Genomic DNA, 14,912 nt, shown 5'->3' with positions numbered 1-14,912 from the left:
AGGCTCCCTTTCTTCGTCAGCACCCGAATCCATGGCGCACGAAACAGTCCCGCGCGATGGCGCAGAGCTGCTCCGCGGGCAGCTTCGGGTGGGCGTCCTCGTACACCACCCAGTCGGTTCGCGGGGCGTACTCCCGCACGGCGTCGAGGCAGTCGCCGATCCGCACCTCGCCCTGTTCCAGCGGGCAGTTCTGATCCGCCACACCGTCCTTGATGTGGTAGTAGTCGCAGCGTTCCGCGAACTCGCGAACTGTCCGCGCGGGATCCGCGCCGCCCCGATAGGCCCAATAGGTATCGATGTTGAACTTCACAAGACTCGGTTCGGTCTCCCCGGCGAGGACGTCCACCCCCCGCCGCCCGACAGCGCCCGAGAGTTCGTGGTATTCGGCGTCGTGCGGGTGGTAGTAGACCTCTGTCCCGCGCTCCGAGCCGGCGGCACCGGTCTCGTTGAGCAACTGCGCGAGGCCCAGGTACGTGGCGGCCTCACGGTCGACGGTGGAGCTGACGAGCAGGCGGATGCAGCCGATGGCGTCCATGACGTCCAGCAGTGACTCGGTGCGGCCCGGACCCTCCAGGTCCTCGGAGAAGACGTGCAGTCCGGCGACCGTCAGTCCTTCGTCCGAGAAGACGCGCCGAATGCGCTCCGCTCCCTGCGGCAGCACATTGGTCATGATCTCGGCGCCGTCGTAGCCGGTCGCGCGCACCACTCCCAGTACGGACGCGAGATCCTGCTCCGGCAGATGCCCGAAGGGGCCGTATCCGTAGATGCCCAACTGGACCGCGGTCTTCGACGGGTGTTTCACGCTGGGCCCTCCTGGCGTCGCGGCTCTTCCTGTGGTGTTTTCCTGAAGTGTTCGTCCGTGTAGTAAGGGAATCTGCCGAGAAGCAGACGGGGACTGCCGCGGCGCAGCGCTTCGCTGAACGTGCCGACGTCGAACGACGCGTCCACCACGCGCGCGACAAGCCGAGCCGGAAGTCCGTCGGCGGTTCCGTCCGGCCGTGCGCGAAGCCGCTGGGAGCCCAGGAGCGCGACGGCGACGGCGGGAGCCGCGAGGGCGATCGCACGGCACCCGGTCGCGCGGCCGACGGCCAGACCGGCCAGGCCCGCCGTCACGGCCACGGTCGTCCGGTTCCAGTGCGGTTCGCTTCGCTCAGCGTGCCTGGTGCGCAGGAACACGTCCGCGCGACCGTAGCGATGCACCTTCTTGAACAGGGACCTGATGCTCTCCGGCTCGGTGCCGTGGTTCACGCGCGCTCGCGCGTTGCCCACGACGGGCCGACCGGCGGCCGTGAGCCGCACCCCGAGATCGACGTCCTCGCCGCCGTTGACGGTGAAGGGGTGTTCGTCGAAACCTCCGACCGCGTGAAAGGCCTCGGCGGATACCGACACATTGGCCGTGGGTGCCCACTCGAGCACCTGGTGAGTGGCGCCCCACTCGAAGGGCGGATTGGCATGCATCGCTCGTCTGGCGACCTGACTCGCCAGGTCCGTCCCGCCGTCCCGTACGGTGACCGGGCCCGCCACCGCGCCGATGCCGCCGTCCGCCTCGCGATGCGAACGCAGATGCTCGGCCACCAGGCGCTCGGTGGCGATGCAGTCGGAGTCGACGAACAACAAGACGCTGTACCGCGCCTGCCGCGCGCCACGATTGCGTTTCGCACCGACCGCCCGCGGACCCCGGACGTAGTGGGCATCGTGTGCGTCGCACAGTTCGCGGATCTCCACGGCCCGCGCCGGCACGCTGTCGTCGACGACGATGATCTCGGTGGGCGCGTCGACGGTCTTGCACGCCGTGCCCATCGCGGTGAGGAATCGCCCCACGTTCGCCGGGTTGTTCCATGAGGGGGTGACGACGCTGACGCCCTCGGCGGTCACGTCCTCACCGCTGCGCATCGCTCTGCTCCATCGCCCGAAGTCGTGTACCCAGGTACTCGACGGGAATGTAGGGGTCACCACCCGTGGCAGGGGCCGGATCGCCCGCCAGATCAGGGCTCCACGGAACAGGGGGGAACAGCTTCGGGTCACGACGCTGGATCAGCGTGTCGTGCGTCTCCGTGCTGACCATGCCCGCCGCCCTGTCGGGGTGAACGGTGTGTTCGAAGTCGATGTAACGCTGTCCGTACGTCCAGCGGCAGGGGGAGAAACGATCCGGGATGTCCCCGGTGAGGTGCGCCCTGCGGATGCCGACCCAGTCCGCGCCGTTCCAGATCTCCTGGAAGGACGAGTGCTGAAGCGAGCCCAAGGTGTACTGATCGTCTCCGAGCATGTGGTCGCAGAAGCCGACGCCGCCGTTGTAACGCACGTACGCGTAGCTCCAGGGATGCATACAGGCCGGCCGACGCACCATGTCGGGCAGGGCGAGCGCAGGATCCGGGGCCGCGTCGAGCTGGACCACCACGCCCTCCCGGCGTCCGCGCTCCGCGGCCGCGGTGTACGCCTCCGCCGTGCCGTCGAGGTCGTGATGAAGACCCGAGGAATCGTCCAGGTGAGTCACCAGAGGATGGAGGATCACCCGCTCCACATCGAGCCGAGCCGCCAGTTCCACGACATTGACCAGGTCTTGCAGGTTGTCACGGCTCACCGTGGTGATGAACTTGACGCTGTCGCGCGGAGCTCCGTGCTTGTCCCGGGCCTCGACCAGGCTGCGCGTGGTGTTCGCGAGACGCTCGACCGTGCCACCTGCCCTGAGCTTCTTGAACAACTCGGGGTCGGCCGCGTCGCAGGAGATGTTGATCGCGGCATGGGCCCGCATCATCATGTCCCAGACCGGGCGTCGATTGACCATCCCGTTGGTCACCAGTCGTAGTTGAACCCGGTGCCGCAGCGACAGTTCGACGAATCGGCCGAAGCCGGGCAGCATCGTGCTCTCGCCCCAGCCACGCAGGTCCACGACATGCGCTGTCGGAAACAGCTCGTCGGCGAGCTTCTCGTACATCTCCTCCGACATGTTCCATTCGGTGGTGTACTTGCTTCCGAATCTGCACATCGGGCAGCTCAGATTGCAGTTCTGAGTCAGTTCGATGAAAAGCACCAACGGCATGCTCTTGAGTTCGGAAGCGCCGTCGCGATGCTCAGCGATGTTCAGTTCTTGATTGATTCGACGACGTTCAGTCAACTCGAAAGGCTCAACGCCTATCTCGTAGAGACGACTGTCACTTCGCATGCCCACGCACCTCTCAGTCACTTCAGTTGGGCTGATTTCGTCGGAATTCTCCAGTAACTCTGAACATCCCCAGAGTCAGCTATCGGCACACCGCTTCGATGCCCGCCTCAATCACCTCATGTGGTACGGGTGTCAGCGGGATTCCCTCCGTCATCACCGGTCGCCCGAGCGTCTGCAGAACAACCATCTCCATATTCACACCCGACAGAGGTTCGAGGTACCCACGCTTATTGTCGAGCCTCACCCGACCCATGAGCGCAGACCGAGAGATGCCATCCGGAATTCGACAGGGCACACCGACATTCGAAAGGATTTCCCAGTGCTTACGAACATCGCCCTCGCTCAACAAGCCAAGCGATTTGGACACCTCGGCGGCCACCAACATCCCCAAAGCAATGGCAGGACCATGAGAAATGGCTCCACCCGACTCGAGCTCTATCCCGTGCCCGACGGTGTGCCCGTACTCAAGGACAAGGCCAGTGCCCCGCTCCTTTGGGTCCCGTGACATCACCTGCGTTTTCGCGGAGATGCACAGATCGATGATCCAGGCGAGTTCTGAGGCCGTATAGTCGGCTTCCCTTCGCGCGATGCGCAAGAACTCGTCGAATCGGTCCGGCACGATGGCCAGAACGTTCTTGGCCGCCTCGCACAGTGCGGCACGCACCTGCTCGGCCGGCAGCTCGCCGAGCACCTCAAGGTCGGCCCAGACCAGCTCGGGCGCATAGTAGCTGCCCAGAATGTTCTTCACCGACCCGCCATTGACCGCCTGCTTGAGCGACAGCGTCGAGTCGGACGCCGCCAGCAGAGTGGTCGGGACATGAACGAGTCTTATCCCACGGAAAAGAAGCGAAGCGAGCAGCCCCGCGACGTTTCCCACCAGTCCGCCTCCCACCGCCACGACGCAGGAGCGACGAGTTATACCACTCCCCACAGCCGCATCCGCGAGTTCCGCGAGGGTCGCCACGGACTTCAGCCCTTCTTTTGCTTCCACGCGCAAGAGGACGACGGGCGCCACAGCCTCGAAAGCACCGACAGACCGCTTGACGATCCAATCCGGAACACCTGAATCCACAACGACACAGAAACGGTCGGCCTTCAATTCACTCAAGGCTTCACCGATGCGCGACTGACCTCCGGAGGTCAGTAGATACCGATAGGAGACGTCCCCGAATCGGATTTCTCGATCAATGAGATAGCCCGAAGAAGGCAAGGAAATATGCATGTGTAACTAAGCTTTCAAGTGTGGGCGTGCCACGAAGCTCGCAGGTTTCAGGTCAAATCCAAGTGGGGGTCTTGCGTTACGGCACGGGTGATTACCCGGGGGTGCCACGCCAGACCCCGCAGGTCACCATCAAGACGCGAGTCCGAGTAGAAGGAGAGCCGCGATGTATGCGCTTTCAGTTGAGGAATTGATCTTAGGTATAGAAGTGAACTCGGTGCAAGGGAAGATTGACCATACGCTAAATACCCCGAAAGTCACCTTGGTGGCACCAAGGGAAGAATGACCGATTCGCACATTTCTCATTCTGCAACCATCCGACGCCGATCGCCTTGACGGACACAGTCGGACACCGCACCGCCTTCCGGGGATTTTCACCCACGACTCGGGGGCTGAAATGTCCATGCCGGGTGGGACGCGTGCGAGATCAAGCGAGTAGAGGCGGCGCCCAGAACGCCCCGGCGCGAAAAGACCAAGGAGCCTCTTCAACCTCACGCTGGCGCGTGAAGGACGAGGACTGCCTTCACGACGTTAGCCTCGAAGTTTCGTGACGGTCCGCCGACGGAGTCGGTGGGCCGTTTTCGTGCCGTGGGCTGAAGGTGGGCAGGCTGAGGGCCCGAGTGTCGTCTCGGGGTGGCGCCGGGTTCCACTGCTCCAGTGTCGGGTTGCTGTCGTAGGGACGGGAAAGTTGCTGGTCAGCCGAGGTTCGGCAGGAGTGCGAGCCGTTCGAGTGCGTCGGTGATCACGTGGGTCCAGGGCCAGTGCCGGGCGAGGCGGAGGATCCGGCGGCGGCCGGTGGTGACGAGTTGTCCGGCCGCGGTGAACAGGCGGAGCCGCAGGCGGCGGGGTTCCCAGAGGCGGGCTGTGCCGGTCAGGGCGAGCATCGGCATCCAGGCCAGCAGGTCGAGAGCCAGCTGCACGATCTCCAGCCAGATCCGGTTCTGCGCGGTGCGGTGCAGGGGCAGGTTGCGCAGGCCGGTGGCGCGGGCGCCCCGGCTGCGGTCCTCGGCCCGGGCCCGCAGCCGGTGACGGAGCTCGAGTTCAGCGATCGGGAGGCTGGTGGTGTTGGTGGCGAAGCACGTCAGCCGCATGCCGTCCGCGTCCGTAATCCTCAACTGGGCTCCGGGGTGCGGTCGTTCCTTCCGGACGATCAGCCGCATCCCCTTCGGCCATCCGTGAAGGACGTCACCGGTGAGTTCGGCGACCCAGGCGCCGTCACGGATCTCGCCGCCGGTCTCAACGGCCGGCGTCCAGGCGGAGGCCGGGACCTTCAGGACATGGCTGTGGATCTGCTCGGTGACGGTCATGCCGACCGAGTAGGACAGCCATCGGCCCCGCTGGGCGAGCCAGGCGACGAAGGCGTGGGTGCCGCCGGCGGAGTCGGTGCGGATCAGGGTCCGGCGCCCGCTCCGGTACTTCTTCGGCAGCTGGGCCAGGGCCAGCGTGGCGGTGGTGATGTGGTCGGCCGCCGTGTTCGAGCCCGCGTTGCCCGGCCCGAGCAGGGCCGCGACCGGCTCACCCGTGCCGCCCGGCCCGTGGTCGACGAACCCCGTCAGCGGGTGGTGCCCGTAGGTCCGCTTCCACGTCGGGGCCGCGTCCTCCTTCTCGGAGTGCGCGAGAGCCAGCACCCCGTCGAGGTCCACGGTCACCGTCCCGCCGGCATCGGGCGCCCCGGCGCCGGCCAACTTCCAAACGCGGGCGCGGGCTTCGGCCCGCGCCGACCGGATCCTTCTCCCCGGAGGCGGCGAGGGTGTCGACGAGACGGGAGACCGTCGGGTCGGAGGCCACCGGCCCGAACACAGCCGGCTCGGCCCGCAGCATGCCGACATCCGCCAGGCAGTCCCCGCCCAACGCGACCGCCAGGGCCACGTCCAGCAGGACCTTCCCCGGATCATGCACCGCCCGAGGCCGCCGCCACGGCGCCAGCGCCGCCGATATCGCGGTGTCCAGGCCCGCCTTGCGGACCGTCTCGACCAGCAGCACCCCTCCGGCCTGGGAGGCCACCGCCCGGCCACCGCCCTCGATGCGGACACGCGGATAGGACCCGTTACGCTTCTTCACCTGAGGAGTGCTTCTTTCATGCGACGACCCGGACCCTAGACAAGTCCCATCGTTGCAGGTCAGGAGCACTCTTCGCGTTTCCGATCATGCATCGGACAACCAGCCGCATGAAAGCCCGAGGCTAGTTTCTCGGCGGCCGTGACGGCGATCAGGGTCTTCCCGGAGCCGGTCGCGGCGATGACCTGGGTCCGCAACCCCTCGGCCGGCAAGTGTCCGTCTCGCAGGCGTCTGAAGCGCCCTCAGAATCGCGTCGACCGCCTCATCTGATGCGGAAACAACTCCTTCAGCGTCACCAGAACATCCTCTCCTCGACCGCTTCAGACAATCCAAGCTGATGGGCGTCGCGGGTTTTTTTTCAGTGGTGTGACGTCGTGGGTCTTCATTGCTTGGTAGGGGGTGTGGGCTGGGGTTTTGGGTGGTTGGGGAGTGTTGGTGGGTGTCGTTTTCGTGGTGAAGTCTGGTGTCGTTTCCCGGTGCTGTTTGATGTCGCCTTTGTAAGCGGCGTGAGTGGTGTCTTGTGGGCGTAGCGGGGCGGCTTGTGGTCCGTGGCGGGAACGGTGCGTGGTTCAGCCGTTCGTGTGGGGCTGTACGGCGGGTCGGAATGGTGGACCAGCGGCGGGGATAGCTGTCTGCCTGGAGTTGTTCGGGCGGGTCGGGGGTGGGGATGCCGGACGGGATGATGCCGCGGGCTGTAGGGCGTGAGACGGCGATGGGCCGGCTGATGGCGCTGGATGGCCGCGGGGAGCTGACGACAGCGCATGTCCGTGCTGTTGCGCAGGGGCTGGGTGTTTCACTGCGGACGGGCTGGAACTGGCTGGCGGTGGCCCGGGCGGAGGGACGGCTTACCTCGGTCGCGCGGCCGAGGGTGTTGGTGACGGGTGACCTGCGGGAACGGCTGGCGGTGTGGGGTGGGAACGTCGCTGCGGTGCACCGCGAGTTGGCTGCCGAGGCAGCCGCCGCTGGAGGCGTGAGCGCTGTGCCGTCGCTGCGGTCGTTGCAGCGTGCGGTGCGCCAGGAGCTCTCGGCGGGGGAGCGGGCCGGGCTGCGGTCGGGTGAGGCCGCGCGCCGTGGGTACGACGTGTACGGGAAGCGTCCGCCGACGTGCCGGAATGCGTGTTGGGAGGGTGACCACAAGCGGGTCGCGTTCTCGACCATCTGCCCGGCGCCCGAGGTCTGGGCCTGGACACGTCGGTGCGCGCGCTGCGCTCGGCAGCCCGAGCCCATGAACGAGCCGCTGCGGCGACCTGGGATGTCTTTCGCCCATTTCCTCTCGCCGACGAGGTGGCCGACGTGGTGTTGGACGTGTTCGCCCCGCGCAATCCAGCCGAGTTTCACCGGGTACTCCGCCCGGCCGGCCGGCTGATCGTGGTCCGTCCTACCGATCGACACCTGGTCGAGCTGCGCGGCCGAGTGCCTGCAATGGTCACCATCGACCCTGCCAAGGAACAGCGCCTGCACCGGGCGCTGGACCCCTACTTCACAGTCACTGTCACCGAACAGGTGGAGTACCCCATGGCCCTGGTCGGACTGGAGGCCCTGGACTTGGTGGGGATGACACCGAGCGCACGCCACGTGAACCGTGCAGACCTGAGCGATGACGGCCTCCTGCCCGACCAGGTCACTGTCTCTGTGCTGGCCACCGCCTACCAGCCCCGGTGACCACGAGTGGGCGCCTGCGCCTGCTGACCGACGAGCAGTGGGCACGCCTGGCGTCCTGTCTTCCCTGCAACGCCGGGAAGACAGGACGCCCGTTCGCCGACCACCGTCGCATCATCGACGGGATCATCTACCGGTACCGCACCGGGCTCCCATGGAGAGCTCTGCCCCGCGAGGCGTTCGGCCCTTGGCAGACAGTGAGGCACAACGGCTACCAGCGCATGCCGAGGGCGCCGAGTTCGGCCCGCCGTTCCGCACTGAGCCTGTCCGCCCGTTTACGCACGTTGTCCAGCCATGTGCCGAGCTTGACCACCACAGGCCCGCCAGCACCGTCCTGACGGCCTGTCGGGACCTCCACCGCCTCCAGCTCCTCAACGTGCTTCCGGGGCACCCGAAGATGCCCCTCACGAGCGTGGAACTGCCGTGCGGCTGCCAGGTTGAGGGCCCACCTATCGTCCTGCGTCCGTTTCACCGGCCGCGCGCGGCCTGGGATCTGGAAGTGCGCACCGCGAACGCGTCAAGCTGCCTCTTGCGGCCCTGTTTGCAGCTTCGTCGCCGCTGCAGGCGCCACCAAAGTTCGGTGGACAAGGGGGCGTGAACATGCTCGGGACGTTCGCGCGCGTGCCGAAGTGCTGCCAGCCCTGGCAGGTGGTCACCGGCCATGCTCCGCGGGCAAGGTCCCGGCCGGCCAGGGGTGTGCACTACGGCGGCGTCGCCGCTGGGGCCGGCCGAAGCCGGGCCGGGCTGACACGGCGGCGGCCGAGGCCCCGGCCGTACCGGTATCCGGGGGCGAGACGCCCATGCAGCCGCGCGGTTGCGCCTGGAGCCTCGGGCGCTCGCCGCGCGGGCCTGGTCCCCGACCTCGCCCGGCGCGTCCCGGAGGCAGGTGTGGGTCAGGTACCGGACGGGGTGTCAGGTCTGGTCCCGGACAGCGCGTCGGTGTAGATGCCCGTCATCGCGGTCACAGCCCGTCTGCGGTCCAGGGCCGGGTCCAGGCGGTGCTGGATGTTGATTCCCAGGGTGCCGCCGAGCAGCGCCGCCGCGACGGCCTCCGGGTCGGTGACGTGCGCACCGGTCGAGCGCAGGTGGTCGGCGTACAGGCCGCGGATCTTGGCGTACTCCTCGGCGTACGTCGTGCGCAGGGCCGACTCGCGGCTCACCGCCTCGATCAGGAGTGTCGAGAAGATGTGCGCCTCGGGCCGGGACATCAGGGCGAAGTTCGCCTCGATCAGCGCCTCGATTCCGGCGTCCGGCCCGGCGACGGCCAGGCGCTCGCGCATGAAGTCCGTGCCCCATTGGAACGCTTCCTCGATCACCGCCTTCAGCAGCCCGTCCTTCGAGCCGAAGTGCCAGGCCACGGAGCCCCGGCTGATGCCGGAGCGCTCCGCCACGGCCTGGACGGACGCCGCGGCGGACCCGCCCTCGGCGGCGAGTTCCCACGCGGCGGCCACCAGCCGGCGCTGGGTCTCGGCGGAGATCTCCTGCTTGCGGGTCGCACCCACGCGGTGTCCTTCCCAACGTTGCGGCGGCCTGACACGGCCGATTCTGTCACGCCGGCCGAGCAGCGCCGGGCCGGCGAGCTCTTGCCTATGCTGTCGGTCCAATTCTATGCTGAGCGTCCAACAACTAAGGAGGGTTCGTCATGGAACTGATCGACCTCACCAGGACGCTGGACCCCGCCGACCGCGAGCGGCTCCCCGAGCAGCTGCGCCCGCTCGCCCCGGTGATCGCGCCGGCCGTGGCCTACGCGCACCCGACGGGCGAGGGCCGAGAGCAGTTCGCCGCCGCCATGCACTGCAGCGTCGAGGACCTGCCCGACGGCGAGGGCTGGGGCGCGGAACTGCTCACCGACTTCAACTCCCACCTCGGCACCCACGTCGACGCCCCGCTGCACTACGGCTCGACCTGCGAAGGCAGGCCCGCCCGCACCATCACCGACATCGCCCTGGACGAGCTGTGGTGCGAGGCGCTCGTGCTGGACCTGCGCGACCGGTGCGAACCGGACGCCCCGATCACAGTCGAGGCGCTGGAGTCCGCCCTCGCCGACAACGGCGCCCCGGTACCGGCCGGCGGAGCGGTCCTGCTGCGCACCGGCCAGGAGCGCTACGGGCTGTCCGACCCTGAGTTCTTCCGCTACCCGGGCATGAGCCGCGAGTCGACGTTGTTCCTGGCCGACCTCGGGGCCAAGGTCCTGGGCACCGACGCCGCGGGCTGGGACCTGAGCTTCCCAGTGATGGCGCGCAAGTTCCGCGACAGCGGCGACAACTCCGTGCTGTGGGATGGCCACCGGGCCGGCCGCGAGCGGGAGGTCTTCATCGTCCAGCAGCTGACGAACCTTGCCGCGCTGCCCCCGTCGGGGTTCCGGGTGGCGTTCTTCCCGATCAAGATCGCCCGCGCGAGCGCCGCCCCGGCCCGCGTCGTGGCCTTCGTCTGACCCCCCGATCCCCGCAGACCGACCCCTGCACCCTGCTGAGGAGAGGAACCGACCATGAAACTCGCAACCGTGGAGCACGACCGCGCCGAGCGGACCGCGCTCGTACTCGACCAGGGCGAGCGCCTGCTGCTGCTCGACCGCGCCCACCGCCTGGTGACCGGCGAGCACGCCCCAGCGCTGACCACCATGCAGACGATCATCGACGGCGGCGAACCCGTGCGGCAGACCCTGGAGCGGCTCGCCGCACAGGCCCCGCCCGAAGCGGTCGTCGCCGCATCCGATTTGCGCTGGCTCTCCCCGCTGCCCAGGCCCGTACAGATCCGGGACTTCGGCAGTTTCATGGACCACTTCCGCAACGCCCGCTCCCGGATCCAGGGCATCCCGGCCGACCAGGTCGAACTGCCCGCCATCATGCTCGAACGCCCTCTGTACTACGTGACCAACCGGCTCTCCGTGACCGGCCACGACAGCGACATCCACTGGCCCGCGTACTCCTCGGTGCGGGACTACGAGCTGGAATTCGCCTGCGTGCTGGGCCGCGACGGCACGGACATCCCCACGGCGGACGCCCCGTCGTACATCTTCGGCTACACGATCTTCAACGACTTCAGCGCCCGCGACACCCAGCTGGAGGAGATCGCCACCGGGCTGGGCCTGAGCAAGAGCAAGGACTTCACCGACTCGAACGTCCTGGGCCCGTGGATCGTCACCGCCGACGAGCTCGGCGACCCGTACCGGCTCACGATGACCGCCCGCATCAACGGTGAGGAGGCCAGCCGGGGCACATCCGCCGACATGCACCACACCTTCGCCGACATGATCGCCTTCGCCTCCCAGTCGACCCGGCTGCACGCCGGAGAGGTCCTGTGCTCGGGCACCGTGCCCACCGGCTGCGGGCTGGAGCACGGCCGCTTCCTGGAACCGGGCGACACCGTGGAACTCGAAGTCTCCGGCCTGGGCGTGCTGCGCAACCGGGTGGTGTCATGAACCGCGAAGCACTCATCCTCGGCGTCGGCGCCACCCCCTTCGGCCGCCACCTCGACCGCGGTGCCGGCGACCTCGTCGGCCAGGCCGCGCACGAGGCGCTGCGCGACGCCGGACTCACCCCGGCCGACGTCGGCGCAGTCTTCCACGCCACGGTCAGCCAGAAGGCGATCGACGGCCAGCACATGATCCCCGGCCAGGTCGCCCTGCGCCCGCACGGGTTCGCCGGGGTACCCGTGGTGAATGTGGAGAACGCCTGCGCGGGCGGCGCCACGGCCCTGTGGCTGGCGATCGCCCACGTACGGGCGGGCCTGTCGGACGTCGCCCTGGCCGTCGGCGTGGACAAACTCGTCTGCGCCGATCCCGCCCAGGGGCTGGCGGTGTTCGACGGGGCCATGGACATCGCCCACCGCGAGGAGACCCTGGCCGCGCTCGCCGCCCTGACCGAACCTCTGCCGCCCGAATTGTCCGCGGATGGCGACCGGTCGGTGTTCACGGAGATCTATGCCTCCCTGGCCCGCGCCCACATGCAGCGCTTCGGAACCACCGAAGCCCACCTGGCCGCGGTCTCGGCGAAGAACCACGCCCACTCCGTCCACAACCCCCGGGCCCACTTCCGTCGAGCGTTCACCGCGCAGGAGATCCTGGCGGCGCGGCGGGTGGCGTGGCCGCTGACGGTGCCGATGTGCTCACCGGTCAGCGACGGGGCCGCCGCCGTCGTCGTGACATGCTCCGACTTCACCCGTGACGAGTCGGCCGTGGCGGTACTGAGCAGTGTCCTGTTGTCGGGCACCGACCGGGCGGCGGACGACGCCGGGCGGCACATCGGCCGCCGGGCCGCGCTCGCCGCCTACGAGAAGGCCGGCATCGGTCCGCAGGACGTCGACGTGGCGGAGGTCCATGACGCCACTGCCTTCGGCGAGATCCAGCAGGTGGAGAACCTGGGATTCTGTCCGATCGGCGACGGCGGCCCGTGGTCGGCCTCGGGCGCCGGCGCGCTCGGTGGCACCGTTCCGGTGAACCCGTCCGGAGGACTCGAATCGCGCGGCCACCCGGTTTCCGCCACCGGACTGGCGCAGGTCTTCGAACTGGTCTCGCAGCTGCGCGGCCGGGCGGGCGAGCGCCAGGTCCCCGACGCGCACATCGCCATCGCCGAGAACGGCGGCGGCCTCTACGGAATCGAGGAGGCGGTGGCCGCCGTGACCATCCTGGGGAGGACCCGATGACGCCCGGCTACGCGGACCTGATCCTGTCGGCGCTGCGCCGGCGGCCCGAGCGCACCGCCTTCCGCTTCACCGGCGACGACGGGACAAAGCACACCTGGACCTACGGTGAGACCGCGGAACGGATCGAACGCACCGCGGCCGCGTTCGGACGACTGGGCCTCATGCCCGGCAACGGGCTCGCCCTGCTGTGCGGCCCGAACCCGCAGGCGTTCACCGTCATGGCCGCCGCCTGCCTGGCCGGACTGCGCTACACCGCCCTGCATCCGCTGGCCACTGCGGACACGGACCGGACCGTCCTGCGCGACAGTGTGTCCGACTGCCTGGTCGTGGACGACACCCGCTTCGCCGCCCGCGCCCGCCCCGACGGCACCAAGGCGATCTCCCTCGCCGAACTCGACCGCCTCGCCGCCGACACACCCCCTGGTCCGAATGACCCGCGCGGCCCCGCGCTCTACCTCTTCTACACCGGCGGCACGACCGGTGAACCCAAGGGCGTGATGCTGCACGACCGCTCACTGCTCGCCAACGCCTGGGCCTGCTCCACCTGGGCCTGGCCGCCGGACACCCACTTCCTGATCACCACCCCCATGTCGCACGCCGCCGGGCTCCTCGTCGCCCCCGGCCTGCTCCACGGCGCCGGCTTCGAGCTCCACCCCTCCTTCGACCCGGACCACGTCATCGACGCGATCGAACGCGACGGCGTGAGCGCCACGTTCGTCGTTCCCACGATGCTGTACGCCCTGCTCGACAACCCCCGCCTCCTCGCAGCCGACATGTCGGGGCTGAACTGGGTCCTCTACGGTGCCGCACCCGCCGACCCCGCCCGGCTCGCCCAGGCGCACCGGCTCCTCGGCCCCGTGCTCAGCCAGCACTACGGCCAGGCCGAGGCCCCCAATGCCCTGACCGTCCTGGACCCGGCCCAGCACCGCGACGACCCGCACGTCCTGGGCAGCTGCGGCCGGCCGATGCCCGGCGTGGAGATCGCCCTGCTCGACCTGCACGGCCGGCACGTACCGGCAGGCGAGCCCGGCGAGCTGTGCGTCCGAGGACCGCTCGTGATGGACGGCTACTGGAACAAGCCCGAACAGACCGCAATCGCGCTCGACGGAGGCTGGCTGCACACCGGCGATGTCGCCCGCCAGGACGACACCGGCCTGATCACAATCATCGACCGGATCAAGGACACCATCATCACCGGCGGATTCAACGTCTACCCGCGCGAGGTCGAGGACGCCCTCGCCACACACCCGGCCGTCGCCGCCAGCGCCGTCTACGGCACCCCCGACCCGCACTGGGGCGAAGCCGTCACCGCCACCGTGGTCCTGCGCCCCGGACAGCAGGCCACCCCAGCCGATCTGACGGACCACGTCCGCGCCCGCAAGGGCGCACTCTGGGCCCCGAAAATGCTCCATCTCGCCGATTCGCTGCCCCTCACCGCCCTTGGCAAGATCGACAAGAAGAAACTCCGCAACCAGCCCTGAACGGGGCTCGGGCGCGCAAACCGACCCACCTCCTCAGATGACACACGGCCGGCGCCGAGCGCACCCTGGCGCGTGCTCCCGCGCCGGCCTCACGGGCACTGACCCGGCTGCACGTGCCACGCCTCGAAATTACTCAAGTCCCGCACCTGCTAAGCCTGTTCCACCCCTTGTGGGATACCGCGACCGACGCCGATCTGCTGCACGCGGACGCGACGCGCGCGGGGCAACTTCCATGCCTGGGCGAGGTGCTGTCACGTTGTTGAGGGAGTGAGTGCCTGATGGTGTGCCGGGTGTGGAGGGGGCGGGTTCCGGCTCCGTGATCAGGCCGCGGCAGGCAGGCCGGCGACGCCGGTGATCTGGTCCCAGATGGCGAAGCGGGTGGTCATCTCGGCGCGGTAGTGGGTGGTGGTCATCAGGTGGCGGCGGGGCCGGAAGCGGGGTGAGATGCCGCTGAACGCGGCCAGGAACCGCTGGGCTCCGCCGACGCTGCGGAAGCCTTTCATGGCGGCGTTCGGGCTGTCGGGTTGGCTGGTGGCTGTTCTCGGCCCGGTTGTTGAGGCCCTTGTGGGAGCGGTGCTCGACCGAGGGCATCACCTCGCGGTGGGCCGCGCCGTAGGAGCGGAGTCTGTCGGTGACGATCACCCGTGGCACTGAGCGGGTCGTCTTCAGCAGGCGGCGGAAGAAGCGC

The 14,912-nt window shown here is 68.6% G+C and carries 10 protein-coding genes and 4 pseudogenes; 6 read left to right on the top strand and 8 right to left on the bottom strand.

Annotated features, from left to right (window positions below):
• Window positions 1-16: 16 nt before the first annotated feature.
• From BT364_RS36855 to BT364_RS36835, 5 genes and pseudogenes are all read right to left on the bottom strand, one after another.
• Window positions 17-802 carry a sugar phosphate isomerase/epimerase family protein gene (locus tag BT364_RS36855; protein WP_072489531.1) on the bottom strand — a complete coding sequence of 262 codons (786 nt, stop codon included), beginning with the start codon at window positions 800-802 and terminating at the stop codon, window positions 17-19.
• The gene (locus BT364_RS36850) at window positions 799-1,893 is read right to left on the bottom strand and encodes a glycosyltransferase family 2 protein (RefSeq protein WP_072489530.1); all 1,095 of its coding nucleotides are present in this window, start codon (window positions 1,891-1,893) and stop codon (window positions 799-801) included. The genes BT364_RS36855 and BT364_RS36850 overlap by 4 nt, the downstream gene beginning before the upstream one ends.
• Complete coding sequence (locus tag BT364_RS36845; protein WP_079179830.1) at window positions 1,880-3,163, bottom strand: radical SAM protein; 1,284 nt, start codon at window positions 3,161-3,163, stop codon at window positions 1,880-1,882. The genes BT364_RS36850 and BT364_RS36845 overlap by 14 nt, the downstream gene beginning before the upstream one ends.
• Before the next feature lie 79 nt (window positions 3,164-3,242).
• Complete coding sequence (locus tag BT364_RS36840; protein ID WP_072489528.1) at window positions 3,243-4,385, bottom strand: 2-deoxy-scyllo-inosose synthase; 1,143 nt, start codon at window positions 4,383-4,385, stop codon at window positions 3,243-3,245.
• A 692-nt stretch (window positions 4,386-5,077) separates the two neighbouring features.
• Window positions 5,078-6,443 (bottom strand): annotated as a pseudogene (locus BT364_RS36835) (IS1380 family transposase).
• A 1,143-nt stretch (window positions 6,444-7,586) separates the two neighbouring features.
• On the opposite strand from BT364_RS36835, the pseudogene BT364_RS36825 reads away from it, so the two are divergent.
• Window positions 7,587-8,102, top strand: a pseudogene (locus BT364_RS36825) (methyltransferase type 11); the annotation flags it as partial.
• Window positions 8,099-8,299 (top strand): annotated as a pseudogene (locus tag BT364_RS36820) (transposase); the annotation flags it as partial. The pseudogenes BT364_RS36825 and BT364_RS36820, both read left to right, overlap by 4 nt.
• An 11-nt stretch (window positions 8,300-8,310) precedes the next feature.
• Here BT364_RS36820 and BT364_RS36815 read toward each other — a convergent pair.
• On the bottom strand, window positions 8,311-8,571 hold the full coding sequence (locus tag BT364_RS36815) for a helicase associated domain-containing protein (protein ID WP_072489527.1): 261 nt from the start codon (window positions 8,569-8,571) through the stop codon (window positions 8,311-8,313).
• A 421-nt stretch (window positions 8,572-8,992) separates the two neighbouring features.
• Window positions 8,993-9,601 carry a TetR/AcrR family transcriptional regulator gene (locus BT364_RS36810; protein ID WP_072489526.1) on the bottom strand — a complete coding sequence of 203 codons (609 nt, stop codon included), beginning with the start codon at window positions 9,599-9,601 and terminating at the stop codon, window positions 8,993-8,995.
• 140 nt (window positions 9,602-9,741) lie between these two features.
• On the opposite strand from BT364_RS36810, the gene BT364_RS36805 reads away from it, so the two are divergent.
• The 4 genes from BT364_RS36805 to BT364_RS36790 are packed head-to-tail and all read left to right on the top strand — an operon-like array spanning window position 9,742 to window position 14,224.
• Complete coding sequence (locus BT364_RS36805; RefSeq protein WP_072489525.1) at window positions 9,742-10,533, top strand: cyclase family protein; 792 nt, start codon at window positions 9,742-9,744, stop codon at window positions 10,531-10,533.
• 54 nt (window positions 10,534-10,587) lie between these two features.
• Window positions 10,588-11,520 carry a fumarylacetoacetate hydrolase family protein gene (locus tag BT364_RS36800; RefSeq protein ID WP_072489524.1) on the top strand — a complete coding sequence of 311 codons (933 nt, stop codon included), beginning with the start codon at window positions 10,588-10,590 and terminating at the stop codon, window positions 11,518-11,520.
• A complete protein-coding gene (locus tag BT364_RS36795; protein ID WP_072489523.1) occupies window positions 11,517-12,743 on the top strand; it encodes a thiolase family protein in 1,227 nt (408 codons plus the stop codon). Before BT364_RS36800 ends, BT364_RS36795 begins: the two co-directional genes overlap by 4 nt.
• Window positions 12,740-14,224: an AMP-binding protein gene (locus BT364_RS36790; RefSeq protein ID WP_072489522.1), complete on the top strand. Its 1,485-nt coding sequence runs from the start codon at window positions 12,740-12,742 to the stop codon at window positions 14,222-14,224. Before BT364_RS36795 ends, BT364_RS36790 begins: the two co-directional genes overlap by 4 nt.
• Window positions 14,225-14,544: 320 nt before the next feature.
• Here the strand turns inward: BT364_RS36790 and BT364_RS36785 are convergent.
• Window positions 14,545-14,912, bottom strand: a pseudogene (locus tag BT364_RS36785) (DDE-type integrase/transposase/recombinase); the annotation flags it as partial.

Source organism: Streptomyces atratus (genome assembly GCF_900119365.1).
GTDB lineage: Bacteria > Actinomycetota > Actinomycetes > Streptomycetales > Streptomycetaceae > Streptomyces > Streptomyces atratus_B.
The sequence above is the reverse complement of the archived record's forward strand: the minus strand, read 5'-3'. Positions and strand labels throughout refer to the sequence as shown.

What these genes read in the sequence shown, in the direction of transcription:
- BT364_RS36850 (WP_072489530.1), bottom strand. Translation starts at nt 1,893, where the DNA reads ATGCGCAGCGGTGAGGACGTGACCGCCGAGGGCGTCAGCGTCGTCACC.
- BT364_RS36845 (WP_079179830.1), bottom strand. Translation starts at nt 3,163, where the DNA reads ATGCGAAGTGACAGTCGTCTCTACGAGATAGGCGTTGAGCCTTTCGAG.
- BT364_RS36840 (WP_072489528.1), bottom strand. Translation starts at nt 4,385, where the DNA reads ATGCATATTTCCTTGCCTTCTTCGGGCTATCTCATTGATCGAGAAATC.
- BT364_RS36805 (WP_072489525.1), top strand. Translation starts at nt 9,742, where the DNA reads ATGGAACTGATCGACCTCACCAGGACGCTGGACCCCGCCGACCGCGAG.
- BT364_RS36800 (WP_072489524.1), top strand. Translation starts at nt 10,588, where the DNA reads ATGAAACTCGCAACCGTGGAGCACGACCGCGCCGAGCGGACCGCGCTC.
- BT364_RS36795 (WP_072489523.1), top strand. Translation starts at nt 11,517, where the DNA reads ATGAACCGCGAAGCACTCATCCTCGGCGTCGGCGCCACCCCCTTCGGC.
- BT364_RS36790 (WP_072489522.1), top strand. Translation starts at nt 12,740, where the DNA reads ATGACGCCCGGCTACGCGGACCTGATCCTGTCGGCGCTGCGCCGGCGG.